The following is a 25,019-nucleotide window of genomic DNA, read 5'->3' on the forward strand; positions in this document are numbered from 1 at the left end:
CCCGGTCCCATGGTGGGCCGGGGATTTTTCTATACCTGCCGATTCAGATCCTGTCTGCCATCGAGACCAACCTTCTCCAGAGTCAGCCCTTGACGTGTGAAATCGACCTCCAGCATCAGTGAGGTCAGATGGATGATGGAGTCAATCGACGGCGTCTCTACATCCACCGCTTCTGCAATGCTCTTCCACAGGACGAGGCCGTACCCCACATCTTCCACAACATAGCGGTTGTTCAGGGTCACTGGTCCAACAAGATCCTTCAATATGGGGCTTTCGTTGTACTGTTCCTTCAGTGGCTTGTCCGGTTCGAAATAGGTGCTCCTTTCCGAACGGGCGGATTTATCCAGCACCTCGAATCCAAGTGCATCACATATCTTCTGTCGCTCCCCATCTATCGCCTCGATCACCTTGACCGTATGATGCGTCACCCCATCACGATAGAGATAGAACTCATCACCATGATTGTCGATGAAGCCCGTATTCAGTATGGAAGGGGCTGGGTGGCTCTCAGGATTCCCGTTATTCAATGCAGTTTCGATGATGTTCGCGGCCGGTACGAGCGTATCGTAGAGTATCGTCAATTTTTCCATCATCTGTTCCGTGTCACTGCTCGGATACGCACTGAACAGGTTATGCCTGCTCCTCAGTATGATATCCGCATCATTTTCTTCATAGTCATATCGTGCAGCATATGTCAGGGACATCGATTCGCCGATCAGAACGGATACGTCCGGACGTTTTTCCTTCAATGAATTACCCAGTACCATGCTGTTCATTGCACTCGCGCCATTGATGAAGACCATCTGTCCTTCTTCCAGATATGGAATCAGCTCCTCGAACATCTGAGCGAGAATATGGGTCGGCAGACACGTCATGATCACTTCCGCATCTTCCACCGCTTCGAGCGGATCCTGGGTGAATTTATGGAAATAAAGCGCCTCTCCCTTAAAATTGACCTTGCCCTGCATGATGTCCTCATGAGGATCCTTCAACGCCTGCAGGGAATGATACAGCGTCACTTCATGACCTCTTGAGGTCAGATCCGCCGCGGCAACAACTCCCCCGTTACCTGCACCAACTATGGAAACTTTCATTTAATTAGAACACTCCTTAATTTGTATAGGAAGTATTATACTGAAAATTCCGATATTAATCCACTATAAAACCCGGTTCCGAAGAACCGGGCCATATCTCTATTTTGCAGGACTGCCATTTTTGATCAGTTCGATGGCCGGAATATCGGCGGGTGCCCAGTCCAGTGCTTCGATATCCCCGCGCGACAGCCATTTCATATCGATGTGTTCAAGCAGCTGGATTTCACCCGACAGCTGTTTCGCATAATATGTCGTCAGTTCAACCGTGCCGAAATCATATTCATGCACTGTCGTGGTGATCCGTTGCCCCACTTCTATTTCACAGTCCATCTCTTCCATCAGCTCGCGTTCCAACGCTTCGCCCGGCGCCTCCCCCTCTTCGATCTTGCCTCCGGGGAATTCCCACATCAGGGCCAGGTTCTTGCCTTCCGGCCTCTGTGCACACAATATCTCATCCTTTTCGTTCACTATGACAGCGCCAACGACTCTGATATATTTCTTCATGATATCCTCCAAAGATTTTATAATACGCTCATTATAACAAATAAACTGCGCGGGTTCCCCCTTCGCAGTCGTATTTCATATACAGTATATGGTATTATTATCTTGTCCTAAAAACGCCCCACCTTAAATTTACACAAAAAAAGACCCTCTGCCCAAAATTATTAAGAGGTCGGGTGCATTCGGGGCAGAGGGAATCCAATTAAGGGTAAGGAAAAAATGAACTTACTAGAAGTTGCTAATAAACATTGATAGGGGCTGGCCTGCCATCAGGAAGATAACCGGAACCTTTACCAAAAGTTCCAACTTCTTCATAGCCACTCTTTACAACACTCGCTTCTGCTGTAGGAGTATTGACTGCCGAGAAGGAGCCTAATAGAATAGTACTCACAACTACAGCGCTGATAATCTTTTTCATGCCATCACCACCTTCAATGTTTATATTTATAGTATGCACCATTCTAAATATTCTATCAATATTCACATATGCAAAAATTGTGAACATTTACTTATTCGGGAGGATACTGATGAGATATCACGAACGCTTCAAGGAAATCCGACAGCAAAAAGGTCTGACCCATAAGGAGTTATCAGAAGGCATATGCGGAATGACGACGATCTACCGGTTCGAACGGGGAGATACTGCGATTGCTGCAGAAGTGCTGTACAAGCTGTGCCAACGTCTCAAAGTCAGCATGCAGACCCTGTTCATAGATGAGGAATCGGAGTATGCGCTGATCGACTACTACCTCGACAAACTGCGGGACTATGTCTACTTCAAGCATCCGGAGATGCTCAAGCTGACGCTTCAGGATGCAAAGAAAACGATCAATGAAAGACCCGGTTTCGATCTGAAGTACCGCAACTATGACCGGCTCTACCGCGTGTATACCGCAATCGATCTGAGGAATGACGACAAATATGCACAGGCTGAAAAAATCCTCCTTGAGCTGCTGGAGGAAACCAAACACGTCCAGTCTATAGAACTCGAAATCGTCAATACACTCGGCGATCTGTATATCGTCATGGACCGGGACGAGGACGCCCTCGCCCTCTATCATAAGCACAGGAACCGGATTCTCGACTTTCCACGTGTGAATGGTTTCGAGAGGTATATGATCAAGCAGCTCCATTACGGCTATGCAACATGCCTATACAATAACTTTTCATATGTCCAGGCGTTGGAGGTGTGCTACAAGCTGCTCATCAGAATCCAGGAGAACAACTCCATATTCTACCTGGGCAAGGCGCACCATCTGATGTCTCTGATCTATGTTGCACTGAAAGACCCCGAACCGGCAAAAGAGCACCTTGCCAAATGCGAAGCTGCCTTCCTGCTTGAAGATCTCGACGACAGGATGGCATATCATATACAGATCGCCAAAGAGGAAATAAAAGTGCTGGAGTAGACACCTACTCCAGCACTTTTCATATGGATCGTTTGAACCTGAGCGAAGTCTGCACTTCGCCCGCTCCCGTCCTCCGAGATTTCTGTTCGACATACTCGAATCCCCTGGCTTCGTAGAACGGCTGTCCGTACACATTACCTTCCTGTACAGACACCCACTGTTCCACCAACCCTTTATTCCTGTGGTCATCCGTCAGGCGATGAAGAAGCATTCCGCCGATGCCCATGTATCTATAGTGTGCTTCGACATAAAAGACATATATTTCTCCGCTGCGGACAGATGTCCTGCCGCCACCGATTACGCCGACAACTGCACCATCCAGCTCGGCAACATAACTGTAATGGCCTCTGCCGATATCCTGCATGACCTTTTTTTCGTTATACCAGAAAGCAACGGTCTCATGCTGATGGCTTTCAGACATCAGGCCCTCCACCGTCTGCTTCCAGCCGAGGCGGCAGATCCGGGCGATAGCCGGTGCATCCCGTGTTTTGGGTCTGCGGATACTAGGTTCCATGGAAATCACTTCTCCCCCGGAGGGTCAGGCACATGCACTTCCTGGTCCACTTCGACATAGTTCACTTTATCCAAGCCCTCCATCTTCTCCGCTTCGGCTTCCGTCATGGAGATGACATACACCTTCATCAATGAAAACCGCTGTTTGATATCCCCGTCATCCAGGCCGGCCTCATCGAGATCCGCTTCAGTCAGCTCCCCCCTGACACCGACCAGGTAGTCCTCCTTCTCTTCCATGCCATCACACCCCACCATCATAAGGATTGATATGAAAAACACCAAGCGGATGCGCTTCTTCATGGCATCACCCCTATTTCTTTTCGAGCATTTCCACAATTTCTTCTTTGGACAGCTGGGCGATATTATTCTGCATGTTTGCAGGCTGCATGCTTTTCTCGGCAATCTTCGGGATATCCCCACGGCTGATGCCGAGGTCATCGAACGTCATTGCAAGCCCCATCTGACGCTTCAGGGCATTGAATGCCTCACTCAGTGCCGCTGCATCATCAAAACCGATGTCTCTGGCATGCTGGTGGAGTTCAGGGTTTGCTTCCGCGTTGATTGCAAACCATGCATCCATCGTAAATGCACATGCCTCCCCGTGCGGCACGCCATAATGGGAAGTCAGGTAGTAGCTCATTGCATGCGACCCTGAAGTGCCGGTCTGGCTGAACGCCATGCCCGCCAGCATGCTCGCCAGGGAGAGGTTCTTGCGTGCTTCCCTGTTGGATGGCTCCGTGTATGCGGCAAGCAGGTTTTCAAATGCCAGCTTCGACGCACGGATCGCCAATGCATCGGACACGGGATTGTTCTTGACCGAACCCAGGCAATCGAGCGCATGACAGAGGATGTCTATGCCCGATACCGCAGTGACACCCGGCGGACATGTCAGTGTCAGCTCCGGATCGACCACGGCCGTCTGCGGATAGAACGCCGGACCGATCAATGGTACTTTGAGCTCCTTTTCCTTGTCGCTGATGATGCTGGCTGCAGTGACTTCGGACGCGGAACCGCTCGTCGTCGGTATCGCTATGACCGGCAGTGCCCGTGTAAAGTCATTATGTTCAAGCAGATCTTCCATTGCGATGCCCTGCATGTATGCAGCAGCAGCCGCCTTGGAGGCATCCATTGCAGATCCGCCACCGATCGCCACCACCGCGTGGGCGTTATGTTCATTCATCGCCTCGACGATTGCACTGACATTCTCCAGGGTCGGATTCGGCTCGATATCCGAAATGAGCGCTTTGACCCGTTCTCCCAACTGGGTATTGATGAATTCCGTCGTTCCATTTTTTATCTGGGAATTTGACGATACGACAATGATGCGGCTATAGCCTTGGGACTCTGCGATTTCATTTATCTGTGAAATGATCCCTTCTCCGAATTTGATCTCGACTGGATGGTGAAATGTAAACATCAAGCTCCTCCTCATATACTTTTTCTTCCCCCATTATATACTAAACCAGTACAGAATATAACAGGGCACCTCCAAGAGGTGCCCTGCATGAATCTATAGGAGGCGCTTCATTTCTTCAGCCACATGTTCAACTTCCGTACCGACGACGACCTGGATATTGTTCTTGCCCGGTTTCGCAACCCCATGGGCGCCTGATGATTTGATCTGATCTTCGTCGATCAAGGACTCATCATGGACGTTCACCCTAAGGCGTGTCGTACAGTAATCGATCGTATCGATGTTGTCCTTGCCGCCAAGGCCGATCAGAATCTGGTCGGCTTTGCGGGAATATTTGTCATCGTGGGTATTTTTGAGATCCTCCCCTTCTTCCGCTCCGGCCGGCGCTTCCGCGGAAAGTACCGCATCATCGCGTCCCGGTGTCTTGAGGTCCATCGCTTTAATGATGACCCGGAAGATGAAGTAGTAGAGGACGAAGAATACCAGACCTTGGACGAGCAGCATGTACGGCTGGTTGGCGATCGGCACCTGCGTGCTCAGTACAAAGTCGATCAGCCCTGCACTGAAGCCGAACCCGGCTGTCCATTCGAACAATGCCGCAATGAACAGGGAAAGCCCCGTCAGAAGTGCGTGTACCAGGTAGAGCAGTGGTGCAAGGAACATGAATGAGAATTCAAGCGGTTCCGTCACACCTGTGAGGAATGCCGTCAGAGAGGCCGCAAGCAGGATTGAACCTGCCGCCTTCTTGTATTCCGTCTTGGCCGTATGGTACATGGCAAGCGCTGCACCCGGCAGACCGAACATCATGATCGGGAAGAACCCGGCCTGATAGCGTCCGGTGATGCCCTGTTCACCGGCGTTGTCCCAGAAGTTGCCGATGTCATTAATGCCGACTGTGTCGAACCAGAACACCGAGTTCAGGGCGTGGTGCAGTCCGGTCGGAATCAGGAGACGGTTGAAGAATCCATAGATGCCGGCACCGAGAGCGCCCATGCCACTGATCCATTCGCCGAAGCTGAACAGTCCGTTGTAGAGCAGCGGCCATACAAAGTAGAGAATACCGCTGAGCAGAATCATGACGAACACCGCAATGATCGGAACGGCACGCCGTCCGCTGAAGAATGCCAGATAGTCCGGCAGCTTTACGCCGCTGAACCGGTTATAGAGGGTGGCACTGATCAGACCAGTGATGATGCCCAGGAATACATTGTTTTCGATGACACCGAATGCTTCACCAACTTCTTCCACTTCAATGCCACGGAGCAGCGCCACGGAATCTGCACTCAGGAGATTCGTCACGACAAGGAATGATACGAGCCCGGCAAGTGCTGCCGCCCCATTCTTGTCCTTCGACATCCCGAAGGCGAGTCCCACCGCAAAAAGAATGGCGAGATGATCCAGGATGGCACCGCCTGCATTGATGAACATACCAGCGATGGCGCTGCCGCCGCCCCAGCCTTCAGGGTCGATTGCGTAACCGATACCGAGCAGGAGTGCTGCAGCCGGAAGTACTGCGACCGGAAGCATGAAAGCACGTCCCATATTCTGTATATAACGTAACATGTAAATCCTCCTTCACCCTTTTTATGTAAATGCTTACATCCAATATAGCACATGCTTATGCATCGATGTATAGGAATTTATTTAGAATATACTATAATAAGATTACAAATGATTATGGAAAGGATGAAAGGATCATGCAGCTCCTGATTAAAAATGCACGCCTGGTAACACATGAAGAGATATTGGAGGACCACTGGCTGCTGAGCACTGACGGTAAAATAAAAGATTTCGGGCCGATGGACAGCTGTCCAGATGCCGGGGACTTCATCGATGCCAAAGGGATGAATGTCCTGCCCGGTGCCATAGAGATGCACATCCACGGAGCGAACGGTGTGGATGCCATGGACGCGGACATGGAATATATCGAAAAAATCTCCGAACACCTGCCACGGACCGGCTCGACATCTTTCCTCGCCACCACCATGACCGCACCGATCGAGGATATCGAACGAGCCCTCATGAATCTTGCAGACTACAAATATGTTTCCGGTGCCAGGATGCTCGGCATCCATCAGGAAGGCCCTTTCATTTCGATGAAACATCCCGGTGCCCAGGACCCCCAGCATATACTCGCCCCTGACAGCGAATCCATTCATCACCTCCAGGACATTTCCGGAAATCAGGTCCGGCTGATCACCTATGCACCCGAAGAAGATGCCGGAGAATTCCTCGATGCATTGAAGGCACTCGACATCATCCCTTCCGCGGGTCATACCGATGCCACATATGAAACGCTGAAAAAGGCGCAGGACAATGGTCTCACACATGTGACACACCTCTACAACGGCATGCGGGGACTCCATCACCGTGAACCTGGCGTCGTCGGCTTCTCCTACATGTCGGACGCCTATGTCGAACTGATATCGGATGGCATCCACTCCAAGCCGGAGATGGTGAAGCTTGCATTCGACGTCATCACATCCGACCGCCTCGTCATGATCACCGATGCAATGCGGGCCCAGGGACTGCCGGATGGCGAATACGACCTCGGCGGCCAGGCCGTCCATGTAGCCGGTGACGAAGCCAGGCTGTCCGACGGCACACTCGCCGGCAGCGTGCTCACCATGAAGCAGGCGGTCAGGAATATGCGTGCGTTCACAGGGTGTGGATGGCAGGACATCGTCAGGATGAGTGCCTACAATCCGGCAGTCGAACTCGGCCTGACGGATTCAAAGGGCGTCATCAGGAAAGGGGCCGATGCCGATCTTGTCATCTATGATGAAGAGGCCGACCTGAAGCATACCATCATTGGTGGAGAGATCTATGTCTGAGCCAGCTTTCTGATGATGGGAGCGAAAAGACGTGGGAGATGTGTATCAATTTGCAGTCGCAGCCATTCCGATGACGAGTTAACACACCTCCACCCCACACTTCACACACAAAAAGCTCCGGAATATCAAATTCCGGAGCTTTTCCCTATTCCCACCACTTATCGCGTTTTGCGTGTGTGATGGAAAGGGTTCTTCTTTCTTTTTCCTTGTGTGCCCTGCGCCTTTCTTCGAGCTTGACCCGATCATCACTGAGCGTCCGTATGAACGACACCATCAACATGATAAATATGATGATCAGCGGTGCGCCGGCAACGATCGATGCCGTCTGCAGCAGACCGAGTGAATCCTCTCCGCTGATGAGCATGAGCGAGAATGGCAGCACAGACAGTGCGAATGCCCAGAACAGGCGGTTCCATCTGTACGGTTCCCCATCGACTTCGGACTGTGTCGTCGCTGAAAGGATGTAGGAACCGGAGTCGAATGTCGTTGCCAGATAGATGAGTGCAGTAATCACGAATAGCGCCGTCGTCAGCTTGCCGAATGGCAGCTGGCCGATGACCGCCATGATCGCTGCTTCACCACTTTCATTATTGAGCACTTCCGTGACGGAAAATGTACCGGAGAGCTCAAGCCACAGTCCGTAGTTCCCCAGGATGCCAAAGAATAGTGCGCAGCCGAGCGTCCCGTAGAGCAGTGTGCCGAGCACGACTTCCTTCAGCCTGCGGCCTTTTGAAATCCGCGCAATGAAAAGTCCGACGAATGGTGCATAGACGAGCCACCATGCCCAGTAGAACACCGTCCAGCTCTGCGGGAAGGATGTTTCCGGCACATCGCCATAGCCGCCGAACGGCTCGAGCCATGTGGCCATCCTGAAGAAGTCCTGGATCATGAGGCCGACACTTGAAACCGTCGTCTCCATGATGAACACCGTCGGTCCGACGATGAAGACGAACCCGAGCAGAATGAAGGTCAGCCACAGGTTGATGTCGCTGAGCACCTTGATGCCGCGTCTCAGTCCCGAATAGGAACTGACAGCAAAGATTACAGTGGCTGCAATCAGGATGCCAAGCCGAAGCGCCACCCCTTCGCCATCGATGCCGAACAGGGATTCCATGCCCGCTGCAATCATCGGCGTCGCCAGGCCGAGTGTCGTACCGGCGCCGCCGAGCAGACCGAAAATGAACAGCACGTCGATCAGTTTCCCGGGCCACCTCGTCGTATATTTTCCGAGCAGCGGTTCACATGCCAGGCTGATCTTCAGGATCGGCCGCTTTTTGACATAGAGGGAGTATGCGATCGGCAGCGCCGGCAGCACATATATCGCCCATGCGATCGGTCCCCAGTGGAAGATGCCGTATGTAGATGCATAATTGATCGCCTCTTCGCTTGCAGGATCCAGGTGGAATGGCGGCGCCTGATAATAGTAGACCCACTCGATGACACCCCAATACAGGATGCTGGAACCGATGCCTGCACAGAACAGCATGGCTGCCCAGCTGAAAGTGCCGAATTCCGGATCATCGGATTCCTTTCCAAGCGTCACTTGTCCATATTTGCCGAATGCGATATAGAGGACAAAGAAGAATACCGCAAGGCCGACAGCCAGATACACTGCCCCGAGCCCCGTCGTCACCCAGTCATTCATCTGCAGGATGGTGTTGCGGCTCGCCTCGGGAAATGCAATGAGCGGGACGACTACTGACAACAGGATCAGCAGTGACGCAATGAATGTCGGCCAGTCCATCAATCGAAATTTCTTCACATTTTCACCTCGTGTAATTTTATACTATAAATTCAAAAGACTGTCTTATATTAACACACTGATGGATAGAATCAAGTTGATAAAAAAAGATGGGCTCGGGGCCCATCTCTACTCTTTCATATTATAGCGGTATCTCTTGAAGCGGATCGTCAGCGGCAGGAAGACTGCCATATAGACGCCCAGCAGCAGGACGCTCAATGCGATGGATACCGGTACCGGCCATCCCATGATCGGGATCAGCAGAAACACCATCAGGGCCAGGCCGATGATCGCAACATAATCATACAGGATCGTCAGTGTCGACGGCTCCAGATATTCCCTGCACCTGGGACACCTGATCCGTGTGCGCGGTTTCAGCGCATATCCCAGCAGCTTCTCTTGATACGTCCACTCATGACTGCAATACGGACACTCACCCATTTCCACCACTCCGCTCATAAACTGTAGACCCATTATAAATGAAAGTATCCCAGTAGACAAATCCTGTAAATGTAAGCGCTTGCAAATATCTCGGAATTGGAATAAAATGAAGTTACATTAAACAGGGGGTATGCATAATGGTATATGAGTTTCCAAACAAAGAAAATGCACAGTATAAGATCAAGGATCAATATGAGAACTTCATCGGCGGGGAATGGGTGCCGCCGGTAAATGGAAAGTACTTCGACAACGAGTCTCCGGTCATCGGCAAGACTGTGTCGAAAGTACCGCGCTCCACAAAGGAGGATATCGACAAGGCAGTCGAGGCTGCACACAAGGCCCAAGAGGAATGGGGAAAGACTTCACCGACCGAGAGGAGCAACATCCTGCTCAGGATCGCTGACCGCATTGAACAGAACCTCGAGGAGCTTGCAGTACTTGAAACGTTCGAGAACGGCAAAGCAGTCAGGGAGACATTGAACGCCGACCTGCCGCTCGTCGTCGACCACTACAGATATTTCGCCGGCGCAATCCGGGCCCAGGAAGGCGGCATATCACAGCTTGACAATGATACGGTTGCCTACCATTTCCATGAGCCACTCGGTGTCGTCGGGCAGATCATCCCATGGAACTTCCCACTTCTGATGGCGACATGGAAACTTGCACCTGCACTTGCTGCAGGAAACTCCGTCGTACTCAAACCGGCAGAGCAGACACCGACGACGATACTGCATCTGATGGAACTCATCAGCGACATCCTTCCAAAAGGCGTCGTCAACGTGGTCAACGGATTCGGTTCCGAAGCCGGTCAGGCCCTGGCGACACACGATAAGATCAACAAGCTCGCCTTCACCGGGGAAACGACGACGGGACGAATCATCATGCAGAACGCCAGCCAGAATATCATTCCGGTCACACTTGAGCTTGGTGGCAAATCACCGAACATCTTCGCCAAGGATGTCATGGATGCAGATGATGACTACCTCGACAAGGCGATCGAAGGGCTCGTCATGTTCGCACTCAACCAGGGCGAAGTATGTACATGCCCTTCACGTGCCCTGATCCATGAGGACATTTTCGATGAATTCATGAAACGTGTCGTCGAAAGGGTGGAGAAGATCAAGGTCGGCAACCCATTCGATGAAAATACGATGATGGGTGCCCAGACGTCCAAGGAACAGAAGGAAAAGATCAGCTCCTACCTTGACATCGGCAGAAAAGAAGGCGCCGAAGTGCTGACAGGCGGAAACATCAAAGAAGTGGATGGAGAGATTGAAGGCGGCTACTATTTCGAGCCGACCATCTTCAAGGGTGATAATAAGATGCGTATATTCCAGGAAGAGATTTTCGGACCTGTGCTTGCTGTCGCAACATACAAGGATGATGACGAGGCGATCGCCATTGCCAACGATACGCTGTATGGTCTCGGCGCGGGTGTATGGACCCGCTCCCAGAACAAGGCATACAGATTCGGACGTGCCATCCAGGCAGGCCGCGTGTGGGTGAACACGTATCATGACTACCCTGCCCACGCTGCATTCGGCGGTTATAAGATGAGCGGTATCGGCCGTGAAAACCATCTTATGATGCTCAGTCATTATCAGCAGACGAAAAACCTGCTCGTCAGCTACGGCGAGTCACCAAAAGGATTCTTCTAAATGGAAAAATTGAAGGCCGTTGACGCGACAGAAGCGGCCAGGTCCCTCATACGGGATCTGAAGGAAGAGCACGAGAATCTCATCTTTCACCAGTCCGGTGGATGCTGCGATGGTTCCAGCCCGATGTGCCTGAGGGAAGGCACCATGATCATCGGCGATGCGGATGTGAAGCTCGGGGAAGTCGAAGGCGTCCCCTTCTACATGCACCATCGCCAGTATGAATACTGGAAGCATACGCGCCTTACCCTGGATGTCGTCGAGGGCATCGGTGGCATGTTCAGCGTGGAAGGGCCGCGCGGCGTCCGTTTCCATATCCGGAGTGAACCCATAAAATGAAGAAAAGGTCTGTACATTTGTACAGACCTTTTTCAATGCCTACTATTCATCGAATTCATAGTAGTCGGAAAGGATGTCCTTGATCTTGATTTCATCTTCGGACTGGATCAGTTTGATGTTTGTAACGACCTTGTCGCACCCTTCACTTGCCAGGTGGCTGTTCAGTTTCTTGATCAGGTTCATCAGTTCATCGATGCTGCCTTCGACCGTCGTTTCCATTGGTCCTACGAAATGCGTCAGACCGCTCTCTTCGATGAGTTCAATCGCACCGCCCACATGACTATAGAGGTCATTCGCCTCCGGATGGTGAGGAAGTAGCTGTACACTCATAATATAGTTCATCAATAAGCCTCCTCTTTTAAATTTAGTTCACTATTATGATACCATTATAAAAAGTGCTTTTAAAGAAACTCGGTACTTAGACAAAAGGAGCAGTTGGATGAACCGAAATACAATCAAATGGCTGAACTTTACGCTGACAGTCATTGCATTATTCGCAATATATGTCTTTCTTGACGGCATCATCGACCCATCCATGCACGGTCTGATGATCGTCGGCCTGGTCATCATCGGCATGGTCTCCCTCGTTCTTGTCCTCCGCAGGGAAGGCGGGGGGTGACACCACTCCACCAACAATAAAGCCCACCATAATTATATATGGTGGGCTTTATTGTGCAACCATGGCTAACCGAGTACACGCCACATGTAGAGTGTGGCATACGCACCGTATCCATTCCACTGATCCGTCACAGCCTGGATGTATGCCCGGTCCGGCTTTTCCTCGAGATCATCCGTCATCCTGATTGCGTTCCTCAGGCCCGCGTCCCCGATCGGCACAGCGTTCCTGAACTTCAAGGTGCGCATCAGTACCGAATTGGCGCTCCATGGCCCGATGCCCTTGACGCTTGTGAGATGTGCCAACGCGGTCTCGTAGTCATCCATCCGTTCCAGGTGCGTCTTCGACAGTGTTTCCGCTTCGATACCTTCGGCACAGCGATGGATATATTCTGCTTTCCTGTAGGATATCTGCATGTTGCGCATCGATTCCGTATCCAGTGCCAGGATTTCCGCGGGTTCAGGCATCAGCCAGTACTGTTCCCCTTCAAACTCGATATGGTGGTCGAAATGTTCAACGAGCCTTCTTTTCAGCGTGAAGGCAAACCGCATGTTGATCTGCTGGCCGAGCACCGACCAGAGCAGCGCCTCCATCATGTCTACAGTACAAGTCATCCGGTAGCCATGGAGCGTTTCCACGACATGTCGGAGACGGCTGTCGTGATGGGCGAAGCGATAGAATGCCTCAAGATCATATTCGAGATCTAACCATTCAGTGACGTAGTCCTCCACAGCTGATTCCGGCACCCCTTCATTCATGAGGATGGCCACTTCGACCGAATCCGACTCCGGTCCTTCCGAAACTTCGAACAGCACGCGTGATCCATCGAACACTGCCGCTTTCCTGATTGCGCCCGACTGCGCCCGATACAGGCAGTCATCCTGCTGTGCCATGAAGTCATAGGCCAGTCCATAATTGAACGGGCCATTTGCTCTGATCATCATTGGCCGCTTCTCCCCCATACCGTATCACCCTGCCTCGGCTCGCGGGATGGCGCGAACTGGATGCGTATGGATTTCGACGTATAGGGATCTCTGCCGTCCATCACATGAAAATGGAGGTGCGGCGTGTCGGACGCCCCGCTGTTGCCGCATTGTGCAATGCGTTGGCCTGCCTCGACCGCATCCCCTTCCCTGACGGTGATGGAATTCTTCCTCAGGTGTGCAAGCAGCGAATACTCATTGTAGCCGTGGGATATGATGATGTGGTTGCCTTCAGGTGCTGACATGTTCGGATAGTGCGGCAGGTTGTCCTCGATATCATTTGTGACCTTCACGACTTCCCCGCTCCTTGGTGCAACGACACTGGCGCCGAATGCATGGTAGGATTCGAGCATCTCCTCGTCTCCTTTATATGCGGCACCATCCACCTTCCGTATGAAATCATATGCATACCGCTGATGCTCGTATGGATAGTGGTAGTTCAGGAATGCATCGTTCCCGCCCCAAAGCACAAACCATTCCCCTTCAAAGGGCAGGCGATACGTGTTGATCGTCACTTCCCGGTCCGAAGTGAACCGTTCGTATACATCAAACTGGATGCCGATGATTTCCCCTTCGCTGTTGTAGGCGACGGTGACCATCCTGTTGCCCCCCTCGTTCACCCACTGGTATCTTCTGATGCCCGGTTCAAGCTGGTTCGAATGCTTCAGATCGAAGCTGCCGGAGTCGCGGCTGAAATCCTCAGCCGCCTCCCGGAATGCATCCACACCCATCTGAAGCTGGAAATCCTGCACCGTCTGCCTGTATATCCGTTCAAAATTTCCGCTGGAAAAATGATAGCCGAATTCCTCGGGAAACACTCTTTCCTGTGCCATAATGATTCTCCCCCTTACGGTTTGATGCGCTCTATAATATCCTCCGCCTGCATTTCGATCGAAATCAGATCGTTCAGGCGGTAATCGTCATAATCCTGCATGATGACATTTTCTTCGTCAATGCCCATCGTTTCAGCAACCTTACTGTCCACTCCACTGTCCGTCTCCCTGGTGTTGATGAATACATATTCGGCTTCGTAGTCGGCAAGGTCCCCTATCGAGACCTCGACCGGGCCACCTTCCAGCACTTCTTCGAGCGGATCGTCCATCTGGAAGCCAAGGACATCGTATACCGCTTCCGTGCCGAATGACGAGTGCCTGCCATATATGTAATGGGAATCCGGGCCTTCCACCAGCACCATTGCCTTTTTGTCCATCGTCAAACTGCCCACTTCACGCTGCAGTCGGGTCGTCTCCTCCAGCCATTCATCCCCCAGAGCCTCCGCTTCCTCCTGCCTGTTCAGTATGACCCCGAGGTTATACAGGTGGGCCAGGTACAGTCTGTCCCTGAAGGGGCTGAATGCGGATGTGCTGTAGTTGATCTGCACAGTCGGTGCAATGTCCTGATATTCGAACAGGTATTCATCCGGCGTAAATGTGATGATCAGATCCGGATCCAGTGCCTTCAGCGCCTCGAGGTCCCCGTGCTCGAGATACACTACATCCTCATCCAGAACTTCATCAGCCAGGCGTGTATCTCTGACGACATCGGTCACACCGGCCACATTGCCGGCGAGCAGGCTGGCGTTGCCGGCATCAATCGCCCGGAACAGCACCACGCGCTCGGGTTCGGCCGGTATTTCAATCTCCTCAGTATGCTCCGTCATGATCTGCCTCACTGCACCATCCTCGGAAACACCGGTCTCCCTGAAGCTGCTGCATGCCGAAAGGATACCAAGGAGCATCACCATCAATACAAGTCTTGTTTTCATCGATTCATCCTCTTCCTCTGATTCCTCCCCATTATACACGAAGGGATTTTCCAAAGAAAATGAATCAGGACACAAAAAAATCAGGCATGCACCTGATTCTTCGCTTTCACATTAGACGACCTGCTGGTCATGATCGATCGACGCATCGGAATCCAGCCGCAGCCGGCGGGCTCTGTGTTTATAGAGGAAATTCAGGAACTTGTCCAATTTCCCATCCGAGACGCTTTTCATGCTGATGACGATTTCGTTGCCGATCCATATATGGATGATATTGCCCACCATCAGCAGATTTTCAGTACTTATCCCTGTAATTTCCCTGTATTCCACCGGATGGTGTTCCACCTCATCCGCTTTTCTTATATTGACGAACAACCTGTGTGTGGTTGGAATGATTGCACCATAGAAGGAATGTTCCCCGTCCTTCTCGTATTCAATGGTACCGACCAGTTCAGGCCCGATGACTTCATCCTTATAAAGTTCCACATCTTCCAGACTCTTCAGCTTCCTATGCATGTTCCATCCCCCCTAATCCTTATTATTTCCCTTACCCGCTTCAAATAAATAATAAACAATTCCCAATTTTGAGAATATCAGACCGAGGATCATGCCGATGATGCCGCCCATCGTGTTCAGAATGACATCATCCACATTGGAAATTCTGCCGATCGGCAGCACATACTGAAGAAATTCTATGAAAATGGAGAACAGGCAGGCAACCACCGCGGTCAGAAACTCACTCTTCGTGAAAATATACAGGAAAATGCCGAGCGGGACGAAAAGGAGGATGTTCATCCCTATGGAATTGATGATTGCATAGTCCGTCGCATATTCGAATGTATCGATGATGCTGTAGAACGGGATGAACTGGGTCACCTTTTCAGGATTCGAACTCGGCAGCAGCGTGAGCAGCAGAATTCCGATGATGGTCATCATCAGTCCCAGATAGAGGACGAAATCCATCCGCTTCCTCATGCTGTCGAGCCTGTAGCCGGACTTCCTGTGGATGATGAGGGTCATCGCAATGACCAGTACAAAGAGCAGTATGAACACCGGGATGACCGGCTGAAACGCTTCGTATAATTGACGCATTATATATTCCTCTTCACTTTATCCAAATTGTTGTTCCGTAAATATCCGGTACATCGCGTGGTCCGCAAGCAGTTCCTGATGCGTCCCTTCACCGGTGATGTGGCCGTTGTCCAGAAAGAAGATGCGGTCCGAGTTGACGACGGTCGACAGCCTGTGGGCGATGACGAGCACCGTCCGGCCGCGCATCAGGTCATCCAGCGCCTCCTGTACGAACCGCTCGGATCTTGAATCGAGGCTTGCCGTCGCTTCATCGAGCATGAGCAGCTTCGGATTCTTCAGGAAGGCACGTGCAATGCCGATGCGCTGGCGCTGGCCGCCGGACAGCTTGATGCCGCGCTCCCCGACTTCCGTATCGAGCCCTGCTTCTAAGGCCCCGATGAACTCATGCGAGTAGGAGCGCCTGACTGCCAGTTCGACATCCGCTTCCGTATATTCATCGGGCGCCAGGCCATAGGTGATGTTGTCACGGATCGTTCCGGAGATGATGGCACTCTCCTGGGCCACGTAGCCGATATGCCGCCGCAGCAGGGTGAGCGGAATCTCCCTGATGTCGATGCCATCCACCATGATCCGGCCGGCATCAATATCATAGTACCGCTCGATCAGTGCGAATATGGTCGATTTTCCGCTGCCGCTCGGCCCGACGAATGCCACTTTTTCATTGTTCCGTGCCGTGAAACCGACATGATGCAGGATTCTGTTCTCAGGATCATAGCCGAACGACACATCTTCGAACTCAAGCGTATTGAAGTCGATCGGCTGATCGAAGGCCGCGTCCCCGCCCTGCTCCTCCTCTTTGCCGAGGATCATGATGAGGCGTTCCGTGGCACCGAGCGCCTTGTTGTATTCCGTAAAGAACATGGCGAACATCGTAATCGGCATGATGATCTGGAACAGGTACAGCAAAAAGGCCACCATCGTGCCGATCGTGAGCGTCCCTTCCGAAACCCGGAGTCCACCGTACGCGATGATCAGTATGATGACAAACATCATGACGGTGCTCATGATCGGTGACAGGAAGGCGTTGATCGCCGCCTCCTTCATGCCGTATCCGTAGAGGGTACGTATCCCCTGCCTGCCCTTTCGCCGTTCGAATGCCTCCCCATTGAAGGACTTCACGAGACGCATTTCACTGAGCGTCTCCTGGATAACGCCAGTAAATGCAGCGGTCTCATCCTGCAGTGCCCTTGAAATCCGGCTCATCCGCCTGCCAAGCGGGAGTATGATGACGATTGAGACCGGCACCGCGATGAACATGATCAGCGACATGCGCCAGTCGAGGATGAACAATATCACCACTGCACCGATGACGGAGATGATGCCGCTGATGAGCTGTGGAAAGTGGCGGGTGATCAGGTCCTTTATGATGGCCGTGTCATTGACCACCCGGCTGACCGACTCGCCGCTTTTCGTCTGGTCGAAGTATCCGATCGGCAGGCGCAGGAACTTGTCCCACACGTTCTCCCTCAGCTTCAGTATGATCGTCTGCCCGATCTTCGCCAGAATATAGTAGGCCACGCCATCCAGGGCGGCGCTGAGTACGAATACCATTATGATCAGCGCAATGAGTCCGGCCGAGAACATCTCGGTGCTGTAGCCATCTATGAAACTCTGTGTCAAAAGGGGCACGATCAGCGAACCGACGGTCCCCACCAGGGTCAGTATGATGCCTGTTGCGAACAGCCCGCGATTCAGTTCGGTCCGCTTCAGGAGACCCATGAAATCATTGAACGAAGCTTTTCCGTCCATATTGCCTTTATCCATCCAATCGCACTCCCATTTTCTTTACAGTATATAATATCGCACGATAATGCTCTATGGTAAAATAAAATCATAATGATGAAGGGGGACACACCTATGACACTGGAACTCACCGGCCTATCCAAAAGCTTCAACGGGCAGGTTGCCGTCGACGACATCAATCTCAAAGTTCCTGCAGGCAGCATGTACGGATTCCTTGGAGGAAACGGGGCGGGCAAGACGACGACATTCCGCATGATCCTCGGCCTGCTTCAGCCTTCAGCAGGGAGCATCACCTACAATGACAAGAAAATCGACTATGATGTCACGAATGAAATCGGGTACCTGCCCGAAGAACGGGGCCTGCACCCGAAGCTGAAGGTCGATGAGCAGATCCGCTATCTCGGCCAGCTGAAAGGCATGTCGAAGCATGACATCGATACGAAACTCACTGAATGGCTCGAGCGCTTCGAAGTGCCGGAAAACCGGAGCAAGCGCATAGAAAAACTTTCGAAGGGGAACCAGCAGAAGATCCAGCTGATCGCCTCGATCATCCATGAGCCGAAGCTGATTATACTCGATGAACCGTTCAGTGGACTCGACCCGGTCAATGTGGAAATCCTCAAGACCTCAGTCAAGGAACTGAACCGCCGGGGTGCAACCATCATCTTCAGTACACACCGCATGGAGCATGTCGAGGAGCTGTGTGAATCATTGTGCATCCTGAACAAGGGAAAGCAGGTGGTCAGCGGCAACATCGACGAGATCAAAAGCGACTTCGGACAGAAGGAGATCATCATCGAAGGCGACCATGATGTCGAATTCCTGCGGAATATGCCAGGGGTCCTCGACATGAAGCAGATACGCAGGAAAAGCATCCTCAAGATCGAGGATGAAAAGTACGCAGAGCCGATTTTCAATGAAATCGTAAAGCTCGGCTATTTCAAAAGATTCCAGGTCAACGAGCCATCCATCAATGACATATTCATTTCGAAGGTGGGGCATGAACTATGAATAAATTTATAGCCACTTTTTCCCAGACCTACCTGTCCAAAGTACGCGCCAAATCGTTCATGATCAGTACACTGATCATCGTCCTCGTGATATTCCTTGGAGCGAACTTCGACAAGATCATCAACCTTTTCGATTCCTCCGAAGAGATCACCACACTGCAAGTTGAAAGCGACGAAGCGTTCCATGCCCAGTTCGAGGCGGTGATGGACTCCCTTGAAACGGAGATTGATGTCGCACAGAGCGACGGGGAAATCGGTACCGCGGAAGCGCTGTTGAGAGTCGATGGGACAGACCCCCTCGCCGTCACGCTCGAAGCCGACCAGGAGATTCCGGGCGACCAGATGACCGACATCGAAATGGCACTCGGTCAGGTGCAGAGGATGATGATGATCCAGTCGCTGAACCTGACCCAGGCGGAGGCGGAACGTCTGAATGCATCACCGGACATCACCTATGACATCGCCGCCCAAAGTGGCGAAGAGGGAGAAGCTTCGGGGAGTGCAGCGGACAGTGAAGATATGCCGGAAGCCAATCTGCTGAACACGATCGTCTTCTATATAACAGTCATCGTCATGTTCTTCATCGTCATCAACTATGCCAGCCAGATCGGTACTGAAGTTGCCATGGAGAAGACTTCGAGAGTCATAGAGATGATCGTCTCGAGTGTCGCTCCAGTCACCCACCTGCTCGCCAAGATCAGCGCCATGATTTCAGTGAGTCTGACGCAGCTCGTAATATTCATCATTGCAATCCTCATTGCGATACAGCTCTTCGATTTCAGAGAAATCATCAGCGATTTCGGCCTTGAGGCAAATGACCAGACACCGATTATGATCACCTATTCGGTCATCTTCCTGATCCTTGGTCTCATCCTCTACCTGTCGGTTGCCGCGATGCTCGGTTCTTTCATCAGCAGGATGGAGGACCTCCAGCAGGCACTCCTGCCGGTGACAATGTTATCGCTCATCGGATTCTATATCGCGATCTTCAACATCTGGAGCACCTCAGACAACATGCTGGTCAGAATATCCAGCTATTTCCCGCCGTTCACCCCATTCGTCATGCCGCTTCGAGCCATACATGAGGATACGGGCCAAATCCCTCTGTTGATCGGGGTCGCCATCCTTGTCGTATCAATCATACTTGCGGTGCTGCTTGCAGCGAGCATCTACCGCAACAGCGTGCTGTCGACATCGAACGGCATCTTCAAGAACCTGAAGCGCATACGGAAGGAATAGAGTTCAAGCACACATTCAAAAAGGCATGTCCCCTCTACAGGTGGACATGCTTTTTTACCATTTCATATATTGGAGCTTTTTCCTCAAATGATTCCGTGCTTCAGCCGGAACGGGCCAGCCTGAAATTTCGTCCAGCAGTGCATCCCTGTTCCCGTGTCCTTTCACAAAACCGTTCAACCGCGCGGCAAAAGTAGAGCCGGTCAGGAGTAACGGGTCGGGAGCCAGGTCCGCAAGCTGTCCCGGCGCTTTCGGGTAGCGCTTCAGATAGTACTTCTGATGGCGTTCTTCCGCCAGCGTGAACCCATCAAATGGGGCGATATCCGTCTCGATGGAAAAACCGAGCTCCGCCTCCATTTCGCGCCTCACCTTTTCCACTGCGGCTTCCTGTGCCTCGCTGTGAAAGCGCAGCAGGGAGATGTATTGGCGTCCCCTGTACGCATCCCGGTTCGGATAATGGTTACGCCAGAAATGGCGGAGGATCTCCTCATAGGAAATGATGGCGGGGTCGAAATCCACCTCGACCGTCTCGGTATGGTCGCCCATCTGTCTGTAGGTCGGACTTTCAGTCGTGCCGCCCGCATAGCCGGTGCGCGTCCGAATGATGCCGGGCAGTGCACCGAACCGGGCGTCAGGCCCCCAGAAGCAGCCCATGCCGAAGGTGGCCGTTTCCAGTTCCGCTGTGTAGAGGCCGGCTTCAATGGCCGGCAGCTGCAGATGTTCTCCAGTCATGTTCCAGCCCTCCCCTACTCCAATGCTTCGTCATCCGCAATGACGGTCACATCATGATGCCGCTGCAGGATGGTTGCCGGCAGCTCCTCCGACACTTCGCAGTCGATCATGCACGCCAGCGCCTCCTCCTTTTCGTCCCCGGAGACGAGGAGCAGTATGGATTTGGCACTCATTATGGTATCAAGACCCATAGTAATCGCCTGCCTCGGCACTTCCTCCACCGTATCGAAGAAACGCGCATTGTCATTCACTGTCGTTTCGGCGAGATCGACAACATGCGTCCTCGAATCAAACGGCGTACCCGGTTCGTTGAATGCGATATGGCCGTTCCTGCCGATGCCGAGCACCTGGAGATCGACCCCGCCGAGTTCCTCGATCACCTGCTCATACCGCTCGACCTCCGCCTCCAGATCCGGGGCATCGCCATGGGGGATAAAAGTGTGGTCTTTCGGGATGGGCACCCGGTCGAAGAATATCCTGTTCATATACTGGTGGTAGCTCTGTGGATGGTCATTCCCGAGCCCCACATACTCATCGAGGTTGATGGTATAGACATGGGAAAGGTCGACCTTGTTCTTATTCAGCATGTCCACGAGGTAATCATACATCTTCTCCGGGGTCGACCCTGTGGCAAGCCCGAGCACCACACGCTCTGACTCCACAATTTTGTTGAAAACGGTGCGCGCCGCCCGCATGCTCATTTCATCATAATTTTCTACATGTACTATTTTCATGACCTGTCTCCTTGTTTATACGATATGGTTATATATTGCCCAATATGATGCCTACTGCTTTATTTATATCATCCTGGGACCAGCTTGAAACATTGAGTTCCGTCCCGATTTCATGATGGGCCGGAACGTGGATGAATCCGGCAGGGATGGACCTCCCCCTCTGCCTGGTTTGATTCAGCGTCGTATACATCAGATTGTTGCAGAGGTATGTTCCTGCAGAATTCGAAATCCTTGCAGGGATGTGGTTGGCCTTCAATGCCTTCTCCAGGCGTTTGATCGGCAGCGTGGAGAACAGGCCATCCGGCCCCGCTTCATCTATCTTCTCACCGTCGGGGGTGAACCCTTCATTGTCCGTCCTGCCATCGACGCAGTTGATGGCGATGCGTTCGATGTCAATCGTGTGCCTGCCGCCCGCAAGGCCCAGGTTGACCACGGCATCCGGTTCGAATACATCAAGGTCGCGCGTGATGAGGCCGTTGATCTTGTCGAAAGCGACCGGGTAGACCCGCCCGACAATCCGGTAGTCCCCGACGACCTCCCCGTCGAATATTTTCACAGCCGTAGCGGTCGGGTTCTCCTTGAACTGCAGAAAGGGTTCGAACCCTGTCAGTAGCAGTGTCTTCATGCAATCATCCTTTCTTATGCCCTATATCCATTCCACTATACCAGATTATAATGAAAGCTCCCATTCAGAAGATGGGCCGACTCCATTCGAGCAGACAGCGAAAAATGGAAATGTATTTGCCGGCGCAGTTCAGACGCGCTGCATCATTTTGAATATCATACTGGAGAACTGGATAAAACGGTCAGCATCCTGTTTCAATTAAATTTTCATAATATTGTGTTATTATAGAATTGAAGAAATAAAATGATGGGACCAAAAGCATCTTTGGGAGATATAGTCAATAAATATAGGAGGTATGGGAGATGAAGATCCATCGAATAGATCATGTGGGTATAATCGTCGATGACCTCACTGCCGCGAAAGCTTTTTTTCTCGACTTCGGCCTTGAAATGCTGGGGGAAGGAGAAGTGGAAGGCGAGTGGGTGGAGCGGATAATAGGACTTGAAGATGTTAAAGAGGAAGTTGTAATGCTGCGGACTCCAGACGGTGAGGCAAATATAGAACTAGTGAAATTCCACACGCCATCAGATGAAAATGGCTTGCAGCGCCCTTTGGCAAATACTCTGGGCATCCGGCATATTGCCTTTGCTGTTGAAGATATTGAAGACCTTGTTGCCAAATTGAAAAGGAAAGGCGCGGAACTTATCGGTGAGATACAAAACTACGAAAACACTTATAAATTATGCTATATTCGTGGGCCTGAGGGAATCATTTTGGAACTGGCGGAGAAAATCGATTGAAATATGCTGCTGACACCGATGATGATGCTGGTCGAGCGCGCCGGGGCTTTATCAGGTTGAAGCTTCTAAGGGGGACTTGAGCAAATCCTCGGATTCAGATGCGTTAAGCAGATCGTTCCCTGATACATTTCTATTTGGCAAAGAAAAACTCCCTTCAAAGTTTTCACTTTTCAAGTGTCTGCTTTGAAGGGAGATACTATGATGGGAGCAAAATCCTATTCCAATTCTTTCAAATACGGGAAGCTGCTCGGATACTGGAAATAGCCGTCCAGTTCATCATTGATGCCTGTCAGCAGCACCGAATGATAGATCGGCACGAGCGGTGCCTCGTTGATGATGATCTGCTGCGCTTCAGCATACTGCTGCATGCGTGCCGCTTCATCCGTTTCGGTCCGCGCCTCGTCCAGAAGAGTGTCAACCTCTTCATTGGCATACCTTGTACGGTTGCCCGGTGCACCATGGTTGTCGGAGTGGAACATCGGATAGAGTCCATAGTCCGCGTCAAGCGTCACCGTGCCCCAGCTGCCCATGAACATGTCATGCTGGCCGTTGGCTGTATATTCCTGATAGGCGCCGGATTCCATCTGACGGATTTCAAGCGTGATGCCGAGATCGCTCAATTCTTGCTGGATGAACGTTGCGATGTCGGCAGTCGTCCGGTCACGCACGATGATCTCAGCAGTAAACCCGTCGCTGTAGCCATTCTCATCGAGCAGCGCCTGTGCGGCTTCCTTGTCGTACTCGATCGGATCGAGATCGTCACTGTAGCCATTTACAGTCGGGTTGAGAGGCGTCTCTGCAACAGCCGGTATGCCTTCCAGCATCTCGTTGATGATGGCCTCCTTGTCGATCGACATCGCGATCGCCCGCCTTACAGCCGGGTCGTCGAATGGTTCCTTTTCAAGGTTGAAGCCCAGGTAGGACATGCTTGCACTCTCATGCTGTTCGACCCGTGTACCGTCGGCACCATCAATCTGTGCCACGTCACTCGGATTCACCGGATAGATGAGGTCTGCGTCGCCTGTCGAGAGTTCCGCAATACGCGTACCATCTTCAGGCACCGCCTTGAAGGTCACAGAAGCCGGTTCTGCCGGTTCGCCCCAGTAGTCCTCGTTGCGGCTCAATGTGATATGGTCGCCCTCCACATTCTCCTCGAACTTGAAGAATCCGGTGCCGACAGGGTCGGCATTGACTTCAGTCAACGGCTGACCGCCCGATTCCATGGTTTCGTAGTCGCGGTCGATGACTTCCTTGCTGATCATATGGCCACCCGGATGGGCCAGATGTGCAGGCAGTGCTGCAAACGGCCCTTCCGTATGTATATTCACAGTGTAGTCATCCACCACTTCCACTTCTTCGATTTCGGTGAACAGGAATTCAAGCGGTGCCCCGACTTCCGGGTCACGCACACGGTCCAGGTTCGCCTTGACCACTTCGGCATTGAATGGACTGCCGTCATGGAATGTCACACCTTCGCGCAGTTTGAATTCCCACGTCGTATCATCCAGCTGCTCGTAGGATTCCGCAAGCCCCGGTTCAAGTTCCAGGTCCTGGTTCAGTCTGACGAGCGTTTCGTATATATTGATCATGACATAGAGCGAATATCCGTCATTCGCCGCATGGGGATCCAGTGAATTCGGCAGTGCCTGCAGGCTGAAGGCGATATCCTCACCTGATGATGCTGATCCTTCCGTCTCCTCTGTCTCCTCTTCCACGCTGCTGTCGTCCGTACATCCCGCCAATGCCAGGATGCATATGAATAAAAACAAATATAATTTCTTCATTTCCCAACCTCCATTTCCTTC

General features: G+C 51.9%; 28 protein-coding genes. 8 read left to right on the top strand and 20 right to left on the bottom strand.

What is annotated here, in order from left to right; all coding sequences use genetic code 11:
* Positions 1-29: 29 nt before the first annotated feature.
* The 3 genes from RQP18_RS09360 to RQP18_RS09370 all read right to left on the bottom strand — a co-directional run bounded on the left by RQP18_RS09360 (position 30) and on the right by RQP18_RS09370 (position 2,079).
* Complete coding sequence (locus tag RQP18_RS09360) at positions 30-1,094, bottom strand: NAD/NADP-dependent octopine/nopaline dehydrogenase family protein (RefSeq protein ID WP_342387425.1); 1,065 nt, start codon at positions 1,092-1,094, stop codon at positions 30-32.
* A 99-nt stretch (positions 1,095-1,193) separates the two neighbouring features.
* Positions 1,194-1,598 (bottom strand): (deoxy)nucleoside triphosphate pyrophosphohydrolase, encoded by a 405-nt coding sequence (locus tag RQP18_RS09365; RefSeq protein WP_342387426.1) that lies wholly within the window; start codon positions 1,596-1,598, stop codon positions 1,194-1,196.
* Between the two features lie 235 nt (positions 1,599-1,833).
* Complete coding sequence (locus RQP18_RS09370) at positions 1,834-2,079, bottom strand: hypothetical protein (RefSeq protein WP_373446023.1); 246 nt, start codon at positions 2,077-2,079, stop codon at positions 1,834-1,836.
* A gap of 43 nt (positions 2,080-2,122) precedes the next feature.
* On the opposite strand from RQP18_RS09370, the gene RQP18_RS09375 reads away from it, so the two are divergent.
* Complete coding sequence (locus RQP18_RS09375) at positions 2,123-3,004, top strand: helix-turn-helix domain-containing protein (protein WP_342387428.1); 882 nt, start codon at positions 2,123-2,125, stop codon at positions 3,002-3,004.
* 19 nt (positions 3,005-3,023) lie between these two features.
* Here the strand turns inward: RQP18_RS09375 and RQP18_RS09380 are convergent, their stop codons facing one another.
* The 4 genes from RQP18_RS09380 to nagE form a co-directional block, all read right to left on the bottom strand.
* Positions 3,024-3,518 carry a GNAT family N-acetyltransferase gene (locus RQP18_RS09380; protein WP_342387429.1) on the bottom strand — a complete coding sequence of 165 codons (495 nt, stop codon included), beginning with the start codon at positions 3,516-3,518 and terminating at the stop codon, positions 3,024-3,026.
* Between the two features lie 5 nt (positions 3,519-3,523).
* The gene (locus RQP18_RS09385) at positions 3,524-3,817 is read right to left on the bottom strand and encodes a hypothetical protein (protein ID WP_342387430.1); all 294 of its coding nucleotides are present in this window, start codon (positions 3,815-3,817) and stop codon (positions 3,524-3,526) included.
* A 10-nt stretch (positions 3,818-3,827) separates the two neighbouring features.
* Complete coding sequence (locus RQP18_RS09390) at positions 3,828-4,934, bottom strand: iron-containing alcohol dehydrogenase (RefSeq protein WP_342387431.1); 1,107 nt, start codon at positions 4,932-4,934, stop codon at positions 3,828-3,830.
* A gap of 93 nt (positions 4,935-5,027) precedes the next feature.
* The gene (gene nagE, locus RQP18_RS09395; protein ID WP_342387432.1) at positions 5,028-6,494 is read right to left on the bottom strand and encodes an N-acetylglucosamine-specific PTS transporter subunit IIBC; all 1,467 of its coding nucleotides are present in this window, start codon (positions 6,492-6,494) and stop codon (positions 5,028-5,030) included.
* A 134-nt stretch (positions 6,495-6,628) separates the two neighbouring features.
* Here nagE and nagA point away from each other — a divergent pair, with 134 nt between their 5' ends.
* The gene (gene nagA / locus RQP18_RS09400; RefSeq protein WP_342387433.1) at positions 6,629-7,765 is read left to right on the top strand and encodes an N-acetylglucosamine-6-phosphate deacetylase; all 1,137 of its coding nucleotides are present in this window, start codon (positions 6,629-6,631) and stop codon (positions 7,763-7,765) included.
* Positions 7,766-7,910: 145 nt separating this feature from the next.
* On the opposite strand, the gene RQP18_RS09405 is transcribed toward nagA, so the two are convergent.
* Together RQP18_RS09405 and RQP18_RS09410 are read right to left on the bottom strand one after the other, a co-directional pair.
* Complete coding sequence (locus RQP18_RS09405) at positions 7,911-9,527, bottom strand: BCCT family transporter (RefSeq protein ID WP_342387434.1); 1,617 nt, start codon at positions 9,525-9,527, stop codon at positions 7,911-7,913.
* A 108-nt stretch (positions 9,528-9,635) separates the two neighbouring features.
* Positions 9,636-9,980: a hypothetical protein gene (locus tag RQP18_RS09410; protein WP_373446024.1), complete on the bottom strand. Its 345-nt coding sequence runs from the start codon at positions 9,978-9,980 to the stop codon at positions 9,636-9,638.
* A 104-nt stretch (positions 9,981-10,084) separates the two neighbouring features.
* Between RQP18_RS09410 and exaC the strand changes: the two genes are divergently transcribed.
* Positions 10,085-11,605: an acetaldehyde dehydrogenase ExaC gene (gene exaC / locus RQP18_RS09415; protein ID WP_342387436.1), complete on the top strand. Its 1,521-nt coding sequence runs from the start codon at positions 10,085-10,087 to the stop codon at positions 11,603-11,605.
* On the top strand, positions 11,606-11,941 hold the full coding sequence (locus RQP18_RS09420) for a DUF779 domain-containing protein (RefSeq protein WP_342387437.1): 336 nt from the start codon (positions 11,606-11,608) through the stop codon (positions 11,939-11,941).
* A gap of 42 nt (positions 11,942-11,983) precedes the next feature.
* Here the strand turns inward: RQP18_RS09420 and RQP18_RS09425 are convergent, their stop codons facing one another.
* Positions 11,984-12,283: a thiamine-binding protein gene (locus RQP18_RS09425; RefSeq protein ID WP_342387438.1), complete on the bottom strand. Its 300-nt coding sequence runs from the start codon at positions 12,281-12,283 to the stop codon at positions 11,984-11,986.
* Positions 12,284-12,380: 97 nt separating this feature from the next.
* Between RQP18_RS09425 and RQP18_RS09430 the strand changes: the two genes are divergently transcribed.
* Positions 12,381-12,560: a hypothetical protein gene (locus tag RQP18_RS09430; protein WP_342387439.1), complete on the top strand. Its 180-nt coding sequence runs from the start codon at positions 12,381-12,383 to the stop codon at positions 12,558-12,560.
* 65 nt (positions 12,561-12,625) lie between these two features.
* On the opposite strand, the gene RQP18_RS09435 is transcribed toward RQP18_RS09430, so the two are convergent.
* From RQP18_RS09435 to RQP18_RS09460, 6 genes are all read right to left on the bottom strand, one after another.
* A complete protein-coding gene (locus RQP18_RS09435; protein ID WP_342387440.1) occupies positions 12,626-13,501 on the bottom strand; it encodes a DNA-3-methyladenine glycosylase family protein in 876 nt (291 codons plus the stop codon).
* On the bottom strand, positions 13,498-14,373 hold the full coding sequence (locus RQP18_RS09440; protein ID WP_342387441.1) for a peptidoglycan DD-metalloendopeptidase family protein: 876 nt from the start codon (positions 14,371-14,373) through the stop codon (positions 13,498-13,500). The genes RQP18_RS09435 and RQP18_RS09440 overlap by 4 nt, the downstream gene beginning before the upstream one ends.
* A 14-nt stretch (positions 14,374-14,387) precedes the next feature.
* Positions 14,388-15,305, bottom strand: coding sequence for an ABC transporter substrate-binding protein (locus RQP18_RS09445; protein WP_342387442.1), 918 nt, complete (start codon positions 15,303-15,305; stop codon positions 14,388-14,390).
* Positions 15,306-15,416: 111 nt separating this feature from the next.
* Positions 15,417-15,818 carry a hypothetical protein gene (locus RQP18_RS09450; RefSeq protein ID WP_342387443.1) on the bottom strand — a complete coding sequence of 134 codons (402 nt, stop codon included), beginning with the start codon at positions 15,816-15,818 and terminating at the stop codon, positions 15,417-15,419.
* A gap of 12 nt (positions 15,819-15,830) precedes the next feature.
* Positions 15,831-16,394, bottom strand: a complete 564-nt coding sequence (locus tag RQP18_RS09455) for a VanZ family protein (RefSeq protein WP_342387444.1) — start codon at positions 16,392-16,394, stop codon at positions 15,831-15,833.
* A gap of 18 nt (positions 16,395-16,412) precedes the next feature.
* Positions 16,413-18,158, bottom strand: a complete 1,746-nt coding sequence (locus RQP18_RS09460) for an ABC transporter ATP-binding protein (protein ID WP_342387445.1) — start codon at positions 18,156-18,158, stop codon at positions 16,413-16,415.
* Positions 18,159-18,251: 93 nt separating this feature from the next.
* On the opposite strand from RQP18_RS09460, the gene RQP18_RS09465 reads away from it, so the two are divergent.
* Both RQP18_RS09465 and RQP18_RS09470 read left to right on the top strand, forming a co-directional pair.
* Positions 18,252-19,148, top strand: coding sequence for an ABC transporter ATP-binding protein (locus RQP18_RS09465; RefSeq protein WP_342387446.1), 897 nt, complete (start codon positions 18,252-18,254; stop codon positions 19,146-19,148).
* Positions 19,145-20,386: an ABC transporter permease gene (locus RQP18_RS09470; RefSeq protein WP_342387447.1), complete on the top strand. Its 1,242-nt coding sequence runs from the start codon at positions 19,145-19,147 to the stop codon at positions 20,384-20,386. The genes RQP18_RS09465 and RQP18_RS09470 overlap by 4 nt, the downstream gene beginning before the upstream one ends.
* 54 nt (positions 20,387-20,440) lie before the next feature.
* On the opposite strand, the gene msrA is transcribed toward RQP18_RS09470, so the two are convergent.
* The 3 genes from msrA to RQP18_RS09485 are packed head-to-tail and all read right to left on the bottom strand — an operon-like array spanning position 20,441 to position 22,474.
* Positions 20,441-21,115 carry a peptide-methionine (S)-S-oxide reductase MsrA gene (gene msrA / locus RQP18_RS09475; protein ID WP_342387448.1) on the bottom strand — a complete coding sequence of 225 codons (675 nt, stop codon included), beginning with the start codon at positions 21,113-21,115 and terminating at the stop codon, positions 20,441-20,443.
* A gap of 14 nt (positions 21,116-21,129) precedes the next feature.
* The gene (nagB, locus tag RQP18_RS09480) at positions 21,130-21,849 is read right to left on the bottom strand and encodes a glucosamine-6-phosphate deaminase (protein ID WP_342387449.1); all 720 of its coding nucleotides are present in this window, start codon (positions 21,847-21,849) and stop codon (positions 21,130-21,132) included.
* A gap of 28 nt (positions 21,850-21,877) precedes the next feature.
* Positions 21,878-22,474: a peptidase C15 gene (locus RQP18_RS09485; RefSeq protein ID WP_342387450.1), complete on the bottom strand. Its 597-nt coding sequence runs from the start codon at positions 22,472-22,474 to the stop codon at positions 21,878-21,880.
* A 302-nt stretch (positions 22,475-22,776) separates the two neighbouring features.
* Here RQP18_RS09485 and RQP18_RS09490 point away from each other — a divergent pair, with 302 nt between their 5' ends.
* Positions 22,777-23,214 carry a VOC family protein gene (locus RQP18_RS09490; RefSeq protein ID WP_342387451.1) on the top strand — a complete coding sequence of 146 codons (438 nt, stop codon included), beginning with the start codon at positions 22,777-22,779 and terminating at the stop codon, positions 23,212-23,214.
* 215 nt (positions 23,215-23,429) lie between these two features.
* Here RQP18_RS09490 and RQP18_RS09495 read toward each other — a convergent pair whose 3' ends face one another.
* A complete protein-coding gene (locus RQP18_RS09495) occupies positions 23,430-24,998 on the bottom strand; it encodes a glutathione ABC transporter substrate-binding protein (protein WP_342387452.1) in 1,569 nt (522 codons plus the stop codon).
* Positions 24,999-25,019: the final 21 nt, after the last annotated feature.

Origin of the sequence: Salinicoccus sp. Bachu38 (assembly GCF_038561955.2) — a bacterium.
Classification (GTDB): domain Bacteria; phylum Bacillota; class Bacilli; order Staphylococcales; family Salinicoccaceae; genus Salinicoccus; species Salinicoccus bachuensis.